At 68.3% G+C, this 15,416-nt stretch carries 13 protein-coding genes; 5 read left to right on the top strand and 8 right to left on the bottom strand.

Annotated features, from left to right (window positions below):
- Positions 1–127: 127 nt before the first annotated feature.
- The 6 genes from AC1RJ9_RS09820 to dusB all read right to left on the bottom strand — a co-directional run bounded on the left by AC1RJ9_RS09820 (position 128) and on the right by dusB (position 8,258).
- On the bottom strand, positions 128–991 hold the full coding sequence (locus AC1RJ9_RS09820; protein ID WP_492838448.1) for a D-amino-acid transaminase: 864 nt from the start codon (positions 989–991) through the stop codon (positions 128–130).
- A complete protein-coding gene (ntrX, locus tag AC1RJ9_RS09815) occupies positions 992–2,380 on the bottom strand; it encodes a nitrogen assimilation response regulator NtrX (RefSeq protein ID WP_492838449.1) in 1,389 nt (462 codons plus the stop codon).
- Positions 2,377–4,635, bottom strand: coding sequence for a sensor histidine kinase NtrY-like (locus tag AC1RJ9_RS09810; RefSeq protein WP_492838450.1), 2,259 nt, complete (start codon positions 4,633–4,635; stop codon positions 2,377–2,379). Before AC1RJ9_RS09810 ends, ntrX begins: the two co-directional genes overlap by 4 nt.
- A gap of 64 nt (positions 4,636–4,699) precedes the next feature.
- Positions 4,700–6,121, bottom strand: a complete 1,422-nt coding sequence (locus AC1RJ9_RS09805) for a sigma 54-interacting transcriptional regulator (protein ID WP_492838451.1) — start codon at positions 6,119–6,121, stop codon at positions 4,700–4,702.
- A gap of 2 nt (positions 6,122–6,123) precedes the next feature.
- Positions 6,124–7,254 carry a two-component system sensor histidine kinase NtrB gene (locus AC1RJ9_RS09800; RefSeq protein WP_492838452.1) on the bottom strand — a complete coding sequence of 377 codons (1,131 nt, stop codon included), beginning with the start codon at positions 7,252–7,254 and terminating at the stop codon, positions 6,124–6,126.
- Positions 7,251–8,258 carry a tRNA dihydrouridine synthase DusB gene (dusB, locus tag AC1RJ9_RS09795; RefSeq protein WP_492838453.1) on the bottom strand — a complete coding sequence of 336 codons (1,008 nt, stop codon included), beginning with the start codon at positions 8,256–8,258 and terminating at the stop codon, positions 7,251–7,253. Before dusB ends, AC1RJ9_RS09800 begins: the two co-directional genes overlap by 4 nt.
- A gap of 99 nt (positions 8,259–8,357) precedes the next feature.
- Here dusB and AC1RJ9_RS09790 point away from each other — a divergent pair, with 99 nt between their 5' ends.
- Genes AC1RJ9_RS09790 through AC1RJ9_RS09780 form a run of 3 tightly spaced genes read left to right on the top strand, consistent with a single transcriptional unit; the run spans position 8,358 to position 11,150 of the window.
- A complete protein-coding gene (locus AC1RJ9_RS09790; protein ID WP_492838454.1) occupies positions 8,358–9,506 on the top strand; it encodes a bifunctional 2-C-methyl-D-erythritol 4-phosphate cytidylyltransferase/2-C-methyl-D-erythritol 2,4-cyclodiphosphate synthase in 1,149 nt (382 codons plus the stop codon).
- Between the two features lie 37 nt (positions 9,507–9,543).
- Entirely contained in the window at positions 9,544–10,035 is a 492-nt protein-coding gene (locus tag AC1RJ9_RS09785) for a CinA family protein (RefSeq protein ID WP_492838455.1), read from the top strand.
- On the top strand, positions 10,035–11,150 hold the full coding sequence (locus AC1RJ9_RS09780; RefSeq protein WP_492838456.1) for an FUSC family protein: 1,116 nt from the start codon (positions 10,035–10,037) through the stop codon (positions 11,148–11,150). The genes AC1RJ9_RS09785 and AC1RJ9_RS09780 overlap by 1 nt, the downstream gene beginning before the upstream one ends.
- Position 11,151: 1 nt before the next feature.
- On the opposite strand, the gene AC1RJ9_RS09775 is transcribed toward AC1RJ9_RS09780, so the two are convergent.
- The gene (locus AC1RJ9_RS09775) at positions 11,152–11,613 is read right to left on the bottom strand and encodes a type II toxin-antitoxin system RatA family toxin (protein WP_492838457.1); all 462 of its coding nucleotides are present in this window, start codon (positions 11,611–11,613) and stop codon (positions 11,152–11,154) included.
- A gap of 5 nt (positions 11,614–11,618) precedes the next feature.
- Entirely contained in the window at positions 11,619–12,596 is a 978-nt protein-coding gene (gene lipA / locus AC1RJ9_RS09770; RefSeq protein ID WP_492838458.1) for a lipoyl synthase, read from the bottom strand.
- A 116-nt stretch (positions 12,597–12,712) separates the two neighbouring features.
- Between lipA and AC1RJ9_RS09765 the strand changes: the two genes are divergently transcribed.
- On the top strand, positions 12,713–13,720 hold the full coding sequence (locus AC1RJ9_RS09765) for an alpha/beta fold hydrolase (RefSeq protein ID WP_492838459.1): 1,008 nt from the start codon (positions 12,713–12,715) through the stop codon (positions 13,718–13,720).
- Positions 13,721–13,824: 104 nt separating this feature from the next.
- A complete protein-coding gene (locus AC1RJ9_RS09760) occupies positions 13,825–15,378 on the top strand; it encodes an AMP-binding protein (protein WP_492838460.1) in 1,554 nt (517 codons plus the stop codon).
- Positions 15,379–15,416 lie beyond the last annotated feature (38 nt).

Here is a 15,416-nt window from a genome sequence, read left to right as displayed (position 1 = left end):
GGCAACACGCCCCCCACACAAACAAGGCCATGCTAGAGGATTTTTCGCTGAAAGCGACAAGCGCGCAGGGAAAATTTCCGCAAGGCCGTACGCCATCAAAACGTTTGGATCGAATATTGCTCCGATCTCAGACGGATTTCCGGCGTGCTCGCTCCATATAGGAACGCCGCAGGCCGATCGCCACAGGACCCGGTTGTCCATCGCCCAGCTTGACGCCGTCGATCTGGGTGATCGGGGTGACCAGCGAGCCGGCGCCGGTGATGAACGCTTCCTTGGCGGCTTGGGCCTCGGCGATGGTGAACGGCTTCTCGCTGAAGGGAAGGCCGGTTTCGCGGATCACTTCCAGCAGGGTCGAACGGGTTACGCCGCGCAGGATGTTGGCGTTGGTGTCGCGGGTCCGCAGGGCGCCCTCGGCGTCGATGATCCAGGCGTTGGACGATGCGCCCTCGGTCACCAGGCCCATGTCGTCGACGAACCAGGCCTCCAGCGCGCCGCGCTCACGCGCCGCCTGCTTGGCCAGGACGTTGGGCAGCAGACCGATCGACTTGATGTCGCAGCGGGCCCAGCGGTTCTCGGGGACGGAGATCACCGAAGCGCCCTTGGCGGCCTTGGCCTCGGTAGCCGCGCGATCCAGCGACTTGGCGGTGACGACGATCGCCGGCGGCACGGCCGGGTTCGGGAAGGCATGGTCGCGCTTGGCGACGCCGCGGGTGATCTGCAGATAGCAGAGCCCCTCCTTGACCTTGTTGCGACGCACGGCCTCGCGCAGGACCATGGTCAGCGCCGCCTGGCTCATGGGATGGGCGATGCGCAGCGCGTCGAGGCTGCGCCACAGGCGGGCGAAGTGCCCCTCGGCGTCGGCCAGCTTGCCGTTGAACACGGCCCAGACCTCGTACACGCCGTCGGCCAGCTGATAGCCGCGATCCTCGATATGCACGGCGGCCTCGCCGTGACGCACGAAGCGGCCGTTCACATAGGCGAAACGCGACATCTACTCTTCCTCTTCCGCCCGGGCGCCGGCCACGCCCAGGGACTTGAGCTTCCTGTGCAGCGCCGAGCGCTCCATGCCGATGAAATTGGCGGTGCGCGAGATGTTGCCGCCAAACCGCAGGATCTGAGCGTTCAGGTACTCGCGCTCGAACAGCTCGCGGGCCTCGCGCAGCGGCAGGGCGATGATCCGCTCGGCGCCGATCGCTCCGGCGTTGCCAGCGCTGGGCTGATCGGCCCCCGCCAGCATCTCGGCGGTGATCACCTCGCCGGGCTCGCCCGAGGCCAGGATCAGCATGCGCTCCACGTTGTTGCGCAACTGGCGGACATTGCCGGGCCAGGTCTGCACTTGCAGCGTGGCCAGGGCGTCCTCGCCCAACTTGCGGCGCGCCAGGCCGGTGGCCTCGCTGATCTTGTCGACGAAATAGGCGATCAGTTCGGGGATGTCCTCGCGGCGCTCGGCCAGGCCCGGCACGCGCACCGGCACCACGTTCAGGCGGTGGAACAGATCCTCGCGGAAACGACCGCTGGTGATCTCGTCGCGCAGGTCCCGCGAGCTGGACGAGATCACCCGCACGTCGACCTGGACGTCGTTGTCGCCACCGACCCGGCGGAAGCGCTGCTCGACCAGCACGCGCAGGATGCGACCTTGCGTCTCGCGCGGCATGTCGGCGACTTCGTCGAGATAGAGCGTGCCGTTATGAGCGCGTTCGAACACGCCGATCTTGCGCGGGCGACCGCCCTCGCCTTCCTCGCCGAACAGCTCGACATCGAGCCGCTCGGGGGCCATGCCCGCGGCGCTGACGGCGACGAACTCCTGCTTGGCGCGGGCGCTGGCGCCGTGGATCAGGCGCGCCACCAGTTCCTTGCCCGAACCTGGCGGGCCGGAGACCAGGATGCGGCTATTGGCCGGCGCGACCTTGAGGATCAGTTGGCGCAGGGCCTGGGCCGGCGCCGACTTGCCGATCAGGCCGTCCGGCGTCAGGGTCTGGGTCCGCAGCCGGCGGTTCTCGCGGCGCAGGCCCGCCGCCTCCAGCGCCCGCTCGACGATCATCAGCAGCCGGTCGGACTTGAACGGCTTTTCCAGAAACTCGTAGGCGCCGCGCTTGATGGCGCTGACCGCGGTCTCGATATTGCCGTGCCCCGAGATCATGATCACCGGAAGGTCGGCGTCCAACCCCTTGACCATGTCCAGCAGCTCCAGGCCGTCCATGCCGCCGCCCTGCATCCAGATATCCAGCACCAACAGCGCGGGCTTGCGGGCCCGGATCGCGGCCAGGGCCTGGTCGGAATCAGCGGCCGTACGCACGGCATAGCCTTCATCCTCGAGGATGCCGGCCACCAACTCGCGGATATCGGCTTCGTCATCGACCACAAGAACGTCGGCGCTCATATCATCTCCTCGGCGCCACTCCGGTCCGCATAATTGGGGGCCGTGGCGTGCAGTCGTACGGTCGTCGGGAATTTCAGGATCACGCGGGCTCCGGGAAGCTCGCGGGCGTCGGTCAGGGCCAGGCCGCCGCCGTGGTCCTCCATGATCCGCTTGACGATGGCCAGGCCCAGGCCCGTCCCCTTCTCGCGGGTGGTCACATAGGGTTCGGTGAGGCGATCGCGGTCCTTGGCGGGCAGGCCGACGCCGTTGTCCTCGATCGTCACGCACAGCTCGTCGGCGTCCGAGCTGAGGATCGCGGTGATCCGGCCCTTCAGGTCGGGATCGGCCAGCCGGCGCGCGCCGACCGCCTCGCCGGCGTTCTTCAGGATATTGGTCAGAACCTGGCCGATCATCCGTTCGTCGCAGGTGATCCAGACATCCTCGCCGCCCGGCTCCTGCAGCTTGACCTCGATCTCGGCGTCCTGGAACCGCTGCGCGAAGACGGCCTGACGCAGCAACTCGGTCAGGTTGGCCGGCTCGAAGCGCGGCGCCGGCATCCGGGCGAAGGCCGAGAACTCGTCAACCATCCGGCCGATATCGCCGACCTGGCGGATGATCGTCTCGGTGCAACGGTCGAAGGTCTCCAGGTCGCTGGCGATCTCCTTGCGATACTTGCGCCTCAGGCGCTCGGCCGACAGCTGGATCGGGGTCAGCGGGTTCTTGATCTCGTGGGCGATGCGGCGCGCCACATCCTTCCAGGCGGCGTTGCGCTGGGCGGCCATCAGGCGCGTGATGTCGTCGAAGGTCAGAACGAGCCCCTCGGCCACGTGGCCGGCGGCGCGCACTCGCAGGCGGCGGGTCTCGCCCTCGCGCTGAATATCGACCTCGACGTCGGTGTCGGGGCGGCTTTCCTGCAGCGCCTGCATCACCGTCTCGAACTCGGGCGCCAGTTGAATGAGGTCGGTACCAAGGGCACCCTCCGGCAAGCCGAGCAAGGTCACGGCGCGACGGTTCACCGCTGAGACCTTGCCGTGCTCGTCCAGGCTGACGACGCCGGCGCTGACGCCCGACAGCACCGTTTCGATGAACAGGCGGCGGCTCTCGGCGTCGAGGCTGGCGGCCTTCAGCGCGGCCTGTTGCAACTGCAGCTCGCTGGTCATCATGTTGAAGGCGTTGGACAGCGCCCGGATCTCCTCGGGGCCGGTGTCGGCCTCAACCCGGGCGTCGAGGTCGCCGCCCGAGACGCGGCCCGCCGCCTCGACCAGGCCCGCCACCGGGCCGGCGATCGAGTTGGCGGCGGCGATCCCCACCCAGATGGCGGCCACCAGGACCAGCAGCGCCGTCTCCAGATAACTGAGGCCGAAGATCGCCTGGATCCGGCCGCGGCTGCGTTCGGCGTCGCGGTACGAGACCAGGGCGTCCTGGGTCTCGATCAGGTGGGTCAGGATGCCCTTTTCGATCGGCCGGACGACATAGAGATAGGCGTCCGGGAAGCCGTTCAGCTTGTAGAGCGCTCGGAAAAGATCGGTCGAGACGAAGCGCTGGGCGGTAACCTCGCCGCTGTCGGTGGCCTGGTAGCTGGACGGTGGCGGCGCCAGGAATGGCGGCGCGTCGCGCAGTTCGGCCCGAGCCAGGACGCGGCCGTCACGGTCGAGGATGTAGGCGGCCGCGAAGCCGTTGTTCCTGGTCTCGTCCGACAGGAAGTGCCCGAACGCCACCGGCGAATGGGCCAAGGCCGGCGCGGCCTCGTTCAGGTTGGCCGCCATCGGGCCGATGTGCTCGGAGATATAGTTCTTCTGCTGCTCGACATACGAGATGGCGACCTTGGCCGAGTTGCCGACCACGGTTTGGACTCGCTGGCTGAACCAGCCATCCACACCGCGGTTGACCAGCACCCCGAAGAACAGCGCCACGATCACCGCCGGGGCCACCGCCGCCAACGAGAACAGGCCGACGAAGCGCAGGTGCAGACGGGCGCCGGCGTCGCTGGCCCGGGCGTCGATCAGGTCGTAGAGGCGCAGACCCACCACGGTGGCCACGCCCAGGATCAGCACCAGGTTGAAGCCCAGCACCACCAGGATGACCGTCGAGGCCGTGCTGATCGAATCGGTCTTGGGCGGCGACGAGGCCAGGGCGACGCTGGCGACGGTCAGGATCACCGCCAAGGCGTAGGCCCCGCCGGTCAGGTAGCGCGACCGCAGAAGCTCTCGCCACCAGGCCCGGCTGAACCGGGTCGGCGGGGCTTCCGATCCCGTCGCGTAAGCCACTGAAGACATCGGCGGGGAGTTTAGGAGCGTGTGTCCTAAATTCAACAGCTATGTGCCGAGAAAGCTTCAGCGCCTATCTGCGACCGCGCGTCATCTCCACGCCCAGGTCCTGAATCTTCTTGCGCAGGGTGTTGCGGTTCAGGCCTAGGATCTCGGCGGCCCGCACCTGGTTGCCACGCGTGGCCGACAGGGTCAGCTGGATCAGAGGACGCTCCACCTCCTCCAGGATCCGGTCGTACAGGCCGGGCGGCGGCACGCCGTCGGGCTGGTCGGCGAAGTGCGAGGCCAGATGGCGCTCGACCAGCATGGACAGGGTGAGCGGCCCCTCCTCCGAGCGGACGGCCGGGGTGTGATCCTGCAGCTCGCGGTCGACGATGCGGGCGGTGATCAGTTCCTCGGCATAGAGGGCGCACATCCGGCGCATCAGGTTCTCAAGTTCACGGACGTTGCCCGGCCACGGATGGGTCTTCAGGCGATCCAGCGCGCTCTGGTCGATGGTCTTGGACGGCAGGCCCTCGCGGGCGGCGCGAAGCAGGAAGGTGCGGGCCAGGTCCGGGATGTCTTCCACGCGATCGCGCAGCGGCGGCAGGCGCACCGGCGCGACATTCAGGCGGAAGAACAGATCCTCGCGGAACAGGCCCTGCTGGATCAGGCCGCGCAGGTCCCGGTTGGTGGCGGCGATGATCCGCACGTTGGGACGACGACCGGTCTTGGGATTGATCACCGGCTCCGTGCCGTCGATCACGCGCAGCAGGCGGGTCTGGGCGTCCAACGGCATGTCGCCGATCTCGTCCAGGAACAGGGTGCCGCCATCAGCCTCTATCAGGCGCCCGTTGTCGCCCTCCCCCCGTCCGAACAGCTCGGTTTCGACCCGCTCCCGCGGCACGGCGGCCAGGTTGATGACCACGAACTTGCCGTCGCGGCGGCGACCCAGCTCGTGCAGAGCGCGGGCGACCAGCTCCTTGCCGGTGCCGCTTTCGCCCAGGATCAGGACCGTCAGGTCGGCTCCGACCAGCCGGGCGATGGTGCGATAGACCTCCTGCATCGGCGCCGAGCGGCCGATCAGCGGCAGGCGCTCATCGCGCATGGCGCGGGCCTGGGCCTTGGAAGCCTCGGCGTCGGCCGGCCGCGACAGGGCCCGGCGCGCCGCGGCGGTGATGTCGTCGAGGTCGAAGGGTTTGGAGACATATTCGAACGCCCCGGCGTCGGCGGCGTTGACCGCCGTCAGCAGGGTGTTCTGCGCGCTCATCACGATGATCGGCAGCTTGGGCCGCTCCTTGCGGATGCGCGGCAGCACATCGAACACGTTCTCGTCCGGCATCATCACGTCGGTGACGACCAGGTCGCCCTCCCCGTCCGTGACCCACTTGAGCAGGGTGGTGGCGTTGCCCGTGGCGCGGACCTGATAGCCGAGGCGGGTGAAGGCCTGGCTGAGCACCAGACGCACCGAGCTGTCGTCGTCGGCGATCAGAATCTTCTTGCTCGCGGCGTTCATGCTCAGGCGTCTCCGAAGGCAGTTTCAGTGTTCGAGATTTCTGGGGCGACCGGCAGCAGCACGCGGAAGACGGTGCGGCCAGGCTCGGACTCGAAATCGATCAGACCGCCGTGGGCGGTGACGAGCTTGGTGACCAGGGCCAGGCCCAGGCCCGTGCCATTGGCCTTGGTGGTCACGAAGGGCTGGAACAGGTGGTCGCGCAGGCTGGCCGGCACGCCCGGTCCGTTGTCGATCACCTTCACCTCGATCGGCGCGCCGCTGGCGGTCTTGCCGTCGGCGCCGCGTACGCGGACGCCGGGGCGCCAGGCGGTGTGGATCGAGATCTGGCCGCGATCGTCACCCCGCATGTGGGCGGCCTCGGCCGCGTTCTTGGTCAGGTTCAGAAAGACCTGGATCAGGTGATCCTCATCGCCCCACACAGGCGGCAGCGACGGGTCATAGCTTTCCTTCAGCGTCAGGCCGTCGGCCACGCCGTTGGCGACCAGCGCCCGGACACGGTCCAGCACCTGGTGGATGTTGACCGGCTCGCGCGGCGTCGGCGCGGCTTCGGAGAAAGCCTCCATGCGGTCGACCAGACGGCGGATGCGATCTGTCTCATCGACGATCAACTGGGCCAGCGGCTGGTCGACGGCGCTGGCGCCGGTCTTCAGCAACTGGGCGGCGCCGCGAATACCGGCCAGCGGGTTCTTGATCTCGTGAGCCAGCATCTTGCCCAGGCCCACGACCGAGCGCAGGCCGGCCGCATCGGCGGCCTTGTCGACACCCAGGACGCCCTTGACGTGCAGGGTCAGCAGCACCGAACCATCGCCCAGCGGGACGGCGGCGCCGTCGGCCTCGAACGGCGGCTGGCCGAACAGGTTGACCTCGACGCCGTGCTCGCGGACCAGCGCGCCTTCGAAGATCGCACGGTCCAACAGCGAGACCAGCACCGAACCCGGCGGCAGGGCGGCGCGGAAGCGGCCGCGCGCCAACAGCGACAGGCCGTGTCCGAACAGAGCCTCGGCGGCCTCGTTGACCGCCACCAGCCCGCCGTCGCGGTCCACCACCAGGGCGGGCTCGGGGCTGAGATCGAAGGCGGCGGCCTTAAGGGCCTCGGGCGTGAGGCCACCCAATACGCGGGCGTGGTCGGTCATGCGGCTAATCTCCCGCCCGCCAGCCAGAGGTCGCGCAAGGCGACCTCAACGGCGGCGGGGTCTTCCAAGCGGCACAGGGTCGCGCGAGCGGCCCGGCGCGCCTCGGCCGTTTCCGGCCAGGGCGCGGCCTCGATGTACGAGGCCAGGTGCTTGCGAAACATCTTCAAGCCCAGTTTCTCGCCGTAGAACTCGAGGCTGCGGCGGAAATGAGTGAGGGCGATGGCCAGGCGCTCTTCGGCTTCCGGCTCGGCGAAGCCCCTGCCTTCGAGCGCGGCCTCGATCGCGCAGGCTATCCAGGGGCGGCCATAGACACCCCGGCCGATCATCACGCCATCGGCGCCGGATTGTTCAAGCGCCATGCGGGCGCTGTCGCCGTCGATGATGTCGCCATTGACCAGCACCGGCACCGAGACGGCCTTCTTGACCGCCGCGACGGCGGTCCAGTCGGCGACGCCCTTGTAGAATTGGTTGCGGGTGCGGCCGTGAACCGTGATCGCCTTGGCCCCGGCGGCTTCGGCCCGGCGGGCGATATCGGGTGCGTTCAGGCAATCGACGTCCCAACCCAGGCGCATCTTCACCGTCACGGGAACGTCGACGGCGTTGACGGCGGCGGCGACCAGAGCTTCGGCAAGGTCAGGCTCGCGCATCAGGGCCGAGCCGCAGGCGACGCCCTTGGTGACTTCCTTGGCCGGACAACCGAAGTTCAGATCGATGATCTCGGCCCCGGCCTCCTGCGCCATGCGGGCGCCCTGGGCCATGAAGGCGATGTCGCGGCCGACCAATTGGATCACGGTCAGCGGCAGGCCGTCGCCGACCGCCGCGCGGCGCACGACATCCGGCCGCCCCCGCGCGAGCTCCGCGCTGGCCACCATCTCCGTCGCCACGTAAGGCGCGCCGAGCGCCGTGGCCGTTTCTCTAAAAGGCAGATCCGAAACCCCGGTCATGGGCGCGATCCACACCCGACCGGGAACTTCGACCCCGCCGACCTCGAGCGTGTTGCTCATTTTATGATCATCCCCGCAGCATTCTTTTTAGGCACATTGTGCAGCGCAGTAAAGCCCAGATCGACTAGACTTCGGCGGCCACCGGACTAAACAGCCGCCATGACCTTTTCCGCCGTGATCGTCGCCGCTGGTTCGGGAAGCCGAGCCGGTCCGGGCCAGGCCAAGCAGTGGCGTCCCGTGGCGGGTAAAGCCGTTCTGCGCTGGTCGGTCGAGGCCTTCCTGGCGGCCGGGGCTGCCGAAATCGTCATCGTAACGACCGAAGACGGCGAAAACGCGCTCCCCGAGGTGCTGGATGGTCTCCCTGGCTGGCGTGTGGCCCGTGGCGGCGCGACGCGGGCGCTGTCGGTGCGGTCGGGCCTCGCGGCGCTCTCCGATCGTCCCGACGACGAGGCGGTCCTGATCCACGACGCCGCCCGTCCCTTCCTGACCGGCGCGATCATCGACGGCGTGCTGAAGGCGCTCGAGAGCGCCGACGCCGTCCTGCCCGCCCTGCCCGTCGCCGACACGCTCAAGCGCGGCGAGCCCGGCCAGAACCTGATGACGATCTCGCGCGAGCACCTCTGGCGCGCCCAGACGCCGCAGGCCGCGCGCCGCGACACTCTGCTCGCCGCCTATGCCGCCTGGGCCGGGGACGAGCCGACCGACGACGCCCAGGTGGTGGAAGCCGCGGGGGGCCGCGTGGCTATCGCGCCGGGCGGCCCGCTTCTGATGAAACTCACCTATCTCGAGGACTTCGCCATGGCTGAACGGCTCGCCGGCGCGGCGCGCATCACTCGAGTCGGCCAGGGCTTCGACGCCCACCGCTGGGGTCCGGGCGAAGAGGTCTGGCTGTGCGGCGTGGCCATCAAGCACGACGAGACGCTGATCGGACATTCGGACGCCGACGCCGGCCTGCACGCCCTGACAGACGCGATCCTGGGCGCGATCGGCGAAGGCGACATCGGCGACCACTTCCCACCGACCGACCCGAAGTGGAAGGGCGCGGCCTCGGATCAGTTCCTCAGGCGCGCCGCCGAGCTGGTCGCGGCCAAGGGCGGGGTGGTCATCAATGTCGACGTGACCCTGATCTGCGAGCGCCCCAAGATCAAACCGCATCGGTTGGCCATGCGTGAGAAGCTGGCCGAGATCCTCGACCTCCCGCTCGACCGGGTCAGCGTGAAGGCGACCACGACCGAGAAGATGGGCTTCACGGGTCGTGGCGAGGGTCTGGCCGCGTCCGCCGTCGTGGCGGTCGAGACGCCGGCCTGAACGGTCTAAACTAAGGCCCACGAATCCGGAGACGCCGATGTTCCCGCTGGAAATCGAGACCCTGGCCCGGCTGCTGATCGACGAGGCGCGCGCCAAGTCGCTTCGCCTCGTGGCGGCCGAGAGTTGCACCGGCGGGCTGGTGGCCGGGGCGATCTGCTCGATCTCCGGCGCGTCCGACGTTTTCGAGCGAGGGTTCGTGACGTACACCAACCGCGCCAAGTCGGAGATGCTGGGCGTCCCCGGAGACCTGATCGCCGACCACGGCGCGGTGTCCGAACCGGTGGCGCGTATGATGGCCGAGGGCGCGCTGCGCGAGAGCAATGGCCATGTCGCTGTATCGATCACCGGCATCGCCGGTCCTGGCGGCGGCACGCCGATGAAGCCGGTTGGCACGGTCCACTTCGCCGTGGCTCGCGCCAATCGCTCGGTGGTCCATAGGCGCGAGCACTTCGCCGGCGAGACCCGCGAGGCCGTGCAACTGGCGGCGGTGCGGACCGCGCTGGAAATGCTCCGCGAGGCGGTGGCCTAGTGCCCGAGACCGCGCCCAGCGACTGGCGGCGCTTCGCGGGCGCTGGCTTCTCGCAGAAGGCGTTGAAGGCCGCGGCGGCCCGCAAGACCGAGATCCGCCACGCGATCCGAGTGTCGGCCGCGGTCGGCGCGGCCTTCGCCCTGGCCACCCTGCTGCGCCTGCCGCAAGGGTATTGGGCGGTGTTCACCGCCGTGATCGTGGTGCAGTCAAGCCTGGGCGCGACCATCACCGCCTCGATGGAGCGCTTCATGGGCACGGTCGTCGGCGCCCTGGCCGGCGCCGTGGCCGCCTATTTCCATGCCAAGTGGCCGGAGTTCGGCGGCGTGATCCTTTGCGTGACGGTGGCGCTGCTGTCGTTCGTGGTCTCGGCGCGGCCGGCGCTGAAGGTCGCGCCGGTCACCGCCGTGATCATGCTGATCGGCCAGACGACTCATATGGACCCGCTGATCGCCGCCAGCCTGCGGGTCGCCGAGATCACGGTAGGCAGCCTGATGGGCGTCGCCGCCACCCTGCTGATCTTCCCGGCCCGCGCCCACGCCTCGGTGGTGACCAGCGTCCAGAAGATCGCCGGCCTGCAGGCGCACATCCTCGACAGCTATATTCTCATGCTGCGCGGCGCGCCGGGACCAACTGATTATCTCAAGGCCCAGGACGACCTGCGCGCGGCGCTGGCCAAGCTGCAGACGTCGATGACCGAGGCCGATCGCGAGAACGCCAGCAAGCTCAGCGAGCGATCGGTGTCAGACGCCCTTCCACGCACGCTCTGGCGGCTGCGCAACGACACGGTGATGGTCGGCCGCACCTTGCGCGAGCCCTTGCCGGCCGAGGGGCTGGCGCCGGCCGCCGCCGACATGCTGGAGGCCAGCGCCAAGTTCCTGCGCGGCGCGGCCGACCTGCTGGCCGGCGGTCCGCGTCCGGACCGCGTGGCCTTCGCCGAAGTCCACCAGACCTTCCAGGCCTGCGTCGAGGGTTTGCGCCAGAAGGGTCTCACCCGCGGGCTCGAGTTCGACGACGCCGCGCGGGTGTTCGGCCTGGTCTTCGCGATCGAGAACCTGTTCGGCAACCTCGGTGACTTCGAGGAGCGGATCGAGGAAGCCGTGGCCAAGAAGGACTAGGCTAGGAACGATCGGGCTTTGCGCCGTATATCTGCCTCGCCCGATCCTCGAAGCAGGCGATCAGCTTGTTGGCGGCCTTGTCGATATTGGCGGCCAGCATGGCGTCCAGCAGCGCCGCCTTGAAGGCGAAGTCGATCACGAACTCGACGCGGGTCGCGTCGCCCTCGGGCGCGAAGCGCCAGCCATTGATCAGGCGCTTGAAGGGGCCGTAGAGCAGGCTGACGTCGATGCTCAGCGCGTCGCGATCGCGGCGGACGCGGGTGGCGAACTTCTCGCGCAGGAACGAGAAGCCGACCTGGGCCTCGGCGTCGACCGTGCTGACGGGGCCGTCGACGCGGCCGTTCCAGGTGCGCATGCCGGTGATCCACGGCACGAACTTCGGATAGGCCTCGACGTCGCCAACCAGTTCGAACAGCTGCTCGGGCGCGTACGGAAGCACCCGCGTGACCACGTGACGATGCACGGCTTTTACGCGGTGCGGGCGTCGAGCGCGCGACGAGCGGCCTGTAGCTTGGCGAAGTCGTCGCCCGCGTGGTGCGACGAGCGGGTCAACGGGCTGGACGACACCATCAGGAAGCCCTTGGCCCGGGCGATCGCCTCATAGGCCTTGAACTCTTCCGGCGTCACGAACCGGTCGATGGCCGCGTGCTTGCGGGTGGGCTGCAGGTACTGGCCGATGGTGATGAAGTCGACGCCGGCCGAGCGCATGTCGTCCATGACCTGCATGACCTCCTCCTTGGTTTCGCCCAGACCGACCATCAGGCCGGACTTGGTGAACTGGGAGGGATCGCGCTGCTTCACGCGGTCCAGCAGGCGCAGCGAGTTGTAGTAGCGAGCGCCGGGGCGGATCTTCAGGTAAAGCCGCGGCACGGTCTCGAGGTTGTGGTTGAAGACGTCCGGCCTGGAGTCGATCACCACGTTCTCGGCGTTGTCCTTGCGCAGGAAGTCCGGCGTCAGGATCTCGATGGTGGTGCTCGGCGCGGCCGCGCGAATGGCGGTGACCACTTCCGCGAAGTGGCGAGCGCCGCCGTCCAGCAGGTCATCGCGGTCCACCGAGGTGATGACCACGTGCTTGAGGCCCATCTTGGCGACGGCCTCGGCCACGCGGCGCGGCTCGTCGGGATCCAGCTGGGTCGGCAAGCCGGTGGTGACGTTGCAGAAGGCGCAGGCGCGCGTGCAGATCTCGCCCATGATCATCATGGTCGCGTGCTTCTGGCTCCAGCACTCGCCGATGTTCGGACAGGCCGCTTCCTCGCAGACCGTGGTCAGCTTGTGCTCGCGCACGATGCCCTTGGTCTCGTTGTATTGACCCGTGCCGGGCGCTCGGACTCGCAGCCACTCGGGCTTGCGAAGCACCGGCGTGTCCGGGCGGTTCTGCTTTTCGGGGTGGCGCGCCGCCCGGTCATCCGAGCCGCGAGCCTTGAGGGTGTCGATCACCGTGGCCATGGCGCCTAAATCGGTCTTCTTGGCTCGCGGATCAAGCGCTTGATCTTGCTTAAGTCAGCAACGCGCGAAATGACTGTGCCGGTATGCGTCGCCGCCTCCTCGCTATCGCCCTAGCCTTGACCGTTTCCGCCTGCGGCGACGGCGGCTCGCGCGCGCCGTTCGCCGAGAGCCGGACGCCGCCGTCACTGAGCGCGCAGTTCTACCCGCCCCAGGGCTGGGCCTGGGGCTACGTCCGCAGCGGCGAGGGCCTGGTGCAGCGCTACGGCGTCACCGCGCCGCCGGTCGCCCCCAAGGCGACGATCCTGATTCTGACCGGCTATGGCGAGAGCGCCGAGAAGTGGTTCGAGACCGTCACGGACCTGACGGCGCAAGGCTTTTCGGTGTGGGTGCTGGAGCGTCAGGGCCAGGGCGGATCCGAGCGCGAGACACCCTGGCGCGACCTCGGCCATGTCGACAGCTTCGATCCCGACGTCGACGCCGTACGCGCCCTGGTGAAAGGCGTGATCCGGCCTGGACCCGACATGCCGCTTGTGGTGCTGGGCCATTCCGAGGGCGGGCTCGTGGCCCTGCGCGCCGCTCAGCAAGGCCTGGCCATGGACGGCCTCGTCCTCTCTTCCCCCGCCTTCGGCCTGACCGCCCTGCCCCGGTCGCGCTCGGACTTCGCCAGGTTCACGCCCGCGATGCGGTTCCTGCGTCTCGGCTGGATCAAGACCCCGGACCAGCCCGGCTGGCGGCGGGACGCGCCAGATGACGGCCTTACCCACGACCCGGTTCGCGGCAAGGTGCAGGCGGCCTGGATGCTGGCCAATCCCGATCTTCGCATGGGCGGTCGCAGCCTGGGTTGGTTCGCGGCGTTCTTCGACGCCTCCGAAGCCGCCGCCCACGACATCCGTAGAACGAACGTTCCAACGCTGATGCTGACCGCCGACCACGACAAGGCCGTTTCCGCCACGCCCCAGACCCGGCTTTGCGCGGCGATGGCCACCTGTCAGGAGACCCGTTACCCGATGTCGGGACATGACCTGCACATGGAATCGGACGCGGTTCGCCAAGCCTGGCTGGCCGCGATCGTAGATTTTGCCCGAACCCGGACAGCCGCCAAGGCCCTGCCTCGCAAGGGGTGACCCTCACGGTTTGTGACTCTTTCTTGCAAAGCTGGACCTTCCCCGGCAGACTCGACGTTTAAGAACGAGAGCGCGCTTTCGCTCTTCGGGGAGGTTTCGCCGGGATGCCGGTAGCTTACGATGCGCAAGCTGGCCACAAGGCCATCTTCGACGCCCTCATTGACGCCCGCGACAAGTATGGCGCCAAGAAGCCGATCCTGGAGGACCAGGACCGCAATCCTCTGTCCTACACGGATCTGATCCGCGCCAGCTTCGCACTGGGCCGCAAGATCGCCGCCATGACGAAGCCGGGGGAGAACGTCGGCATTCTATTGCCGTCGGGCTCGGGTTCGGTTGTGACCTTCTTCGCCCTGCACGCCTTCGGCCGCGTGCCGACCATGCTGAACTTCACGGCGGGTCTGCGGAACATCAAGGCCGCCTGCAAGCTGGCCAAGACCAAGCGCGTGCTGACCGCCCACAAGTTCATCGAACTGGGTAAGCTGCACGACATCGTCGACGCGATCGGCGAGCACGCCGAGGTCACCTATCTGGAAGACGTGCGCGGGACGATCGGCTTCGGCGACAAGCTGTTCGCCGCCGCCGCGGGCCTCTTCCCACGGCGGTTCCGCGCCCCGGCCAAGCCGTCGGACAAGGGCGTCGTGCTGTTCACCTCGGGCAGCTTTGGCGCGCCGCGCGGCGTGGTGCTGACCCAGGCCAACCTGGTGTCGAACGCCCAGCAGATCGCCGCCCACATCGCGCTGGATCCGGCCTGGGTGTTCTTCAATCCGCTGCCGGTCTTCCATTGCTTCGGTCTGACCGCTGGAGTGATCCTGCCGCTGATGACCGGCATGAAGGCGTTCCAGTACCCCTCGCCGCTGCACACCAAGCAGATCCCGCCGCTGATGAAGGACGTCGGAGCCTCGGTGCTTCTGGCGACGGACACCTTCGTCAACCAGTACGCCCGCTCCGCCGAACCCGACGAGATGTCGGGCCTGAAATTCATCGTCTGTGGCGCCGAGAAGGTTCGCGACGAGACGCATAACCTCATCGCCGAAAAGTTCGGCGGCGTGCCGGTGCTGGAAGGCTATGGCGCGACCGAGGCGTCGCCGGTGATCGCGGTCAACAAGCCCGACGATAATCGCCGGGGCACCGTCGGCGGCCTGCTGCCCGGCCAGGAGTGGAAGATCGAGCCCGTCGAAGGCATCCCTGAGGGCGGCAAACTGCTGGTGCGCGGCCCGAACATCATGGCGGGCTATCTTCGCGAGGATGGCGGCGTCGACGCGCCCCAAGGCGGCTGGCATGACACGGGCGACGTGGTCACCATGACCGACGACCTGTGGATCACGATCAAGGGCCGCGTGAAACGCTTCGCCAAGATCGGCGGCGAGATGGTCTCGCTGACAGCCGCCGAGGACCTGGCCTCGGCCGTGTGGCCCGACGGCCGTCACGCCGTGATCTCGATGCCCGACAAGAAGAAGGGCGAGAAACTGATCCTGGTCACCGACCGTCCCGACGCCGCCGTGGCCTCGCTGGTCGCCCACGCCCAGACGATCGGCGCGCCCGAACTGGCCGTGCCGCGCAAGATTCTCAAGGTGCAGGAAGTGCCGGTGCTGGGCAGCGGCAAGACCGACTATGTCGCCATCCAGCGGATGGCGGAAACCGACGCGCGCGCCGCCTAGGCCGAAATCCGGCGAAGCTGATCAAGCTTCGCCGTAAT

Source organism: Caulobacter sp. GW822-FHT07D08, assembly GCF_058798735.1.
The sequence above is the reverse complement of the archived record's forward strand: the minus strand, read 5'-3'. Positions and strand labels throughout refer to the sequence as shown.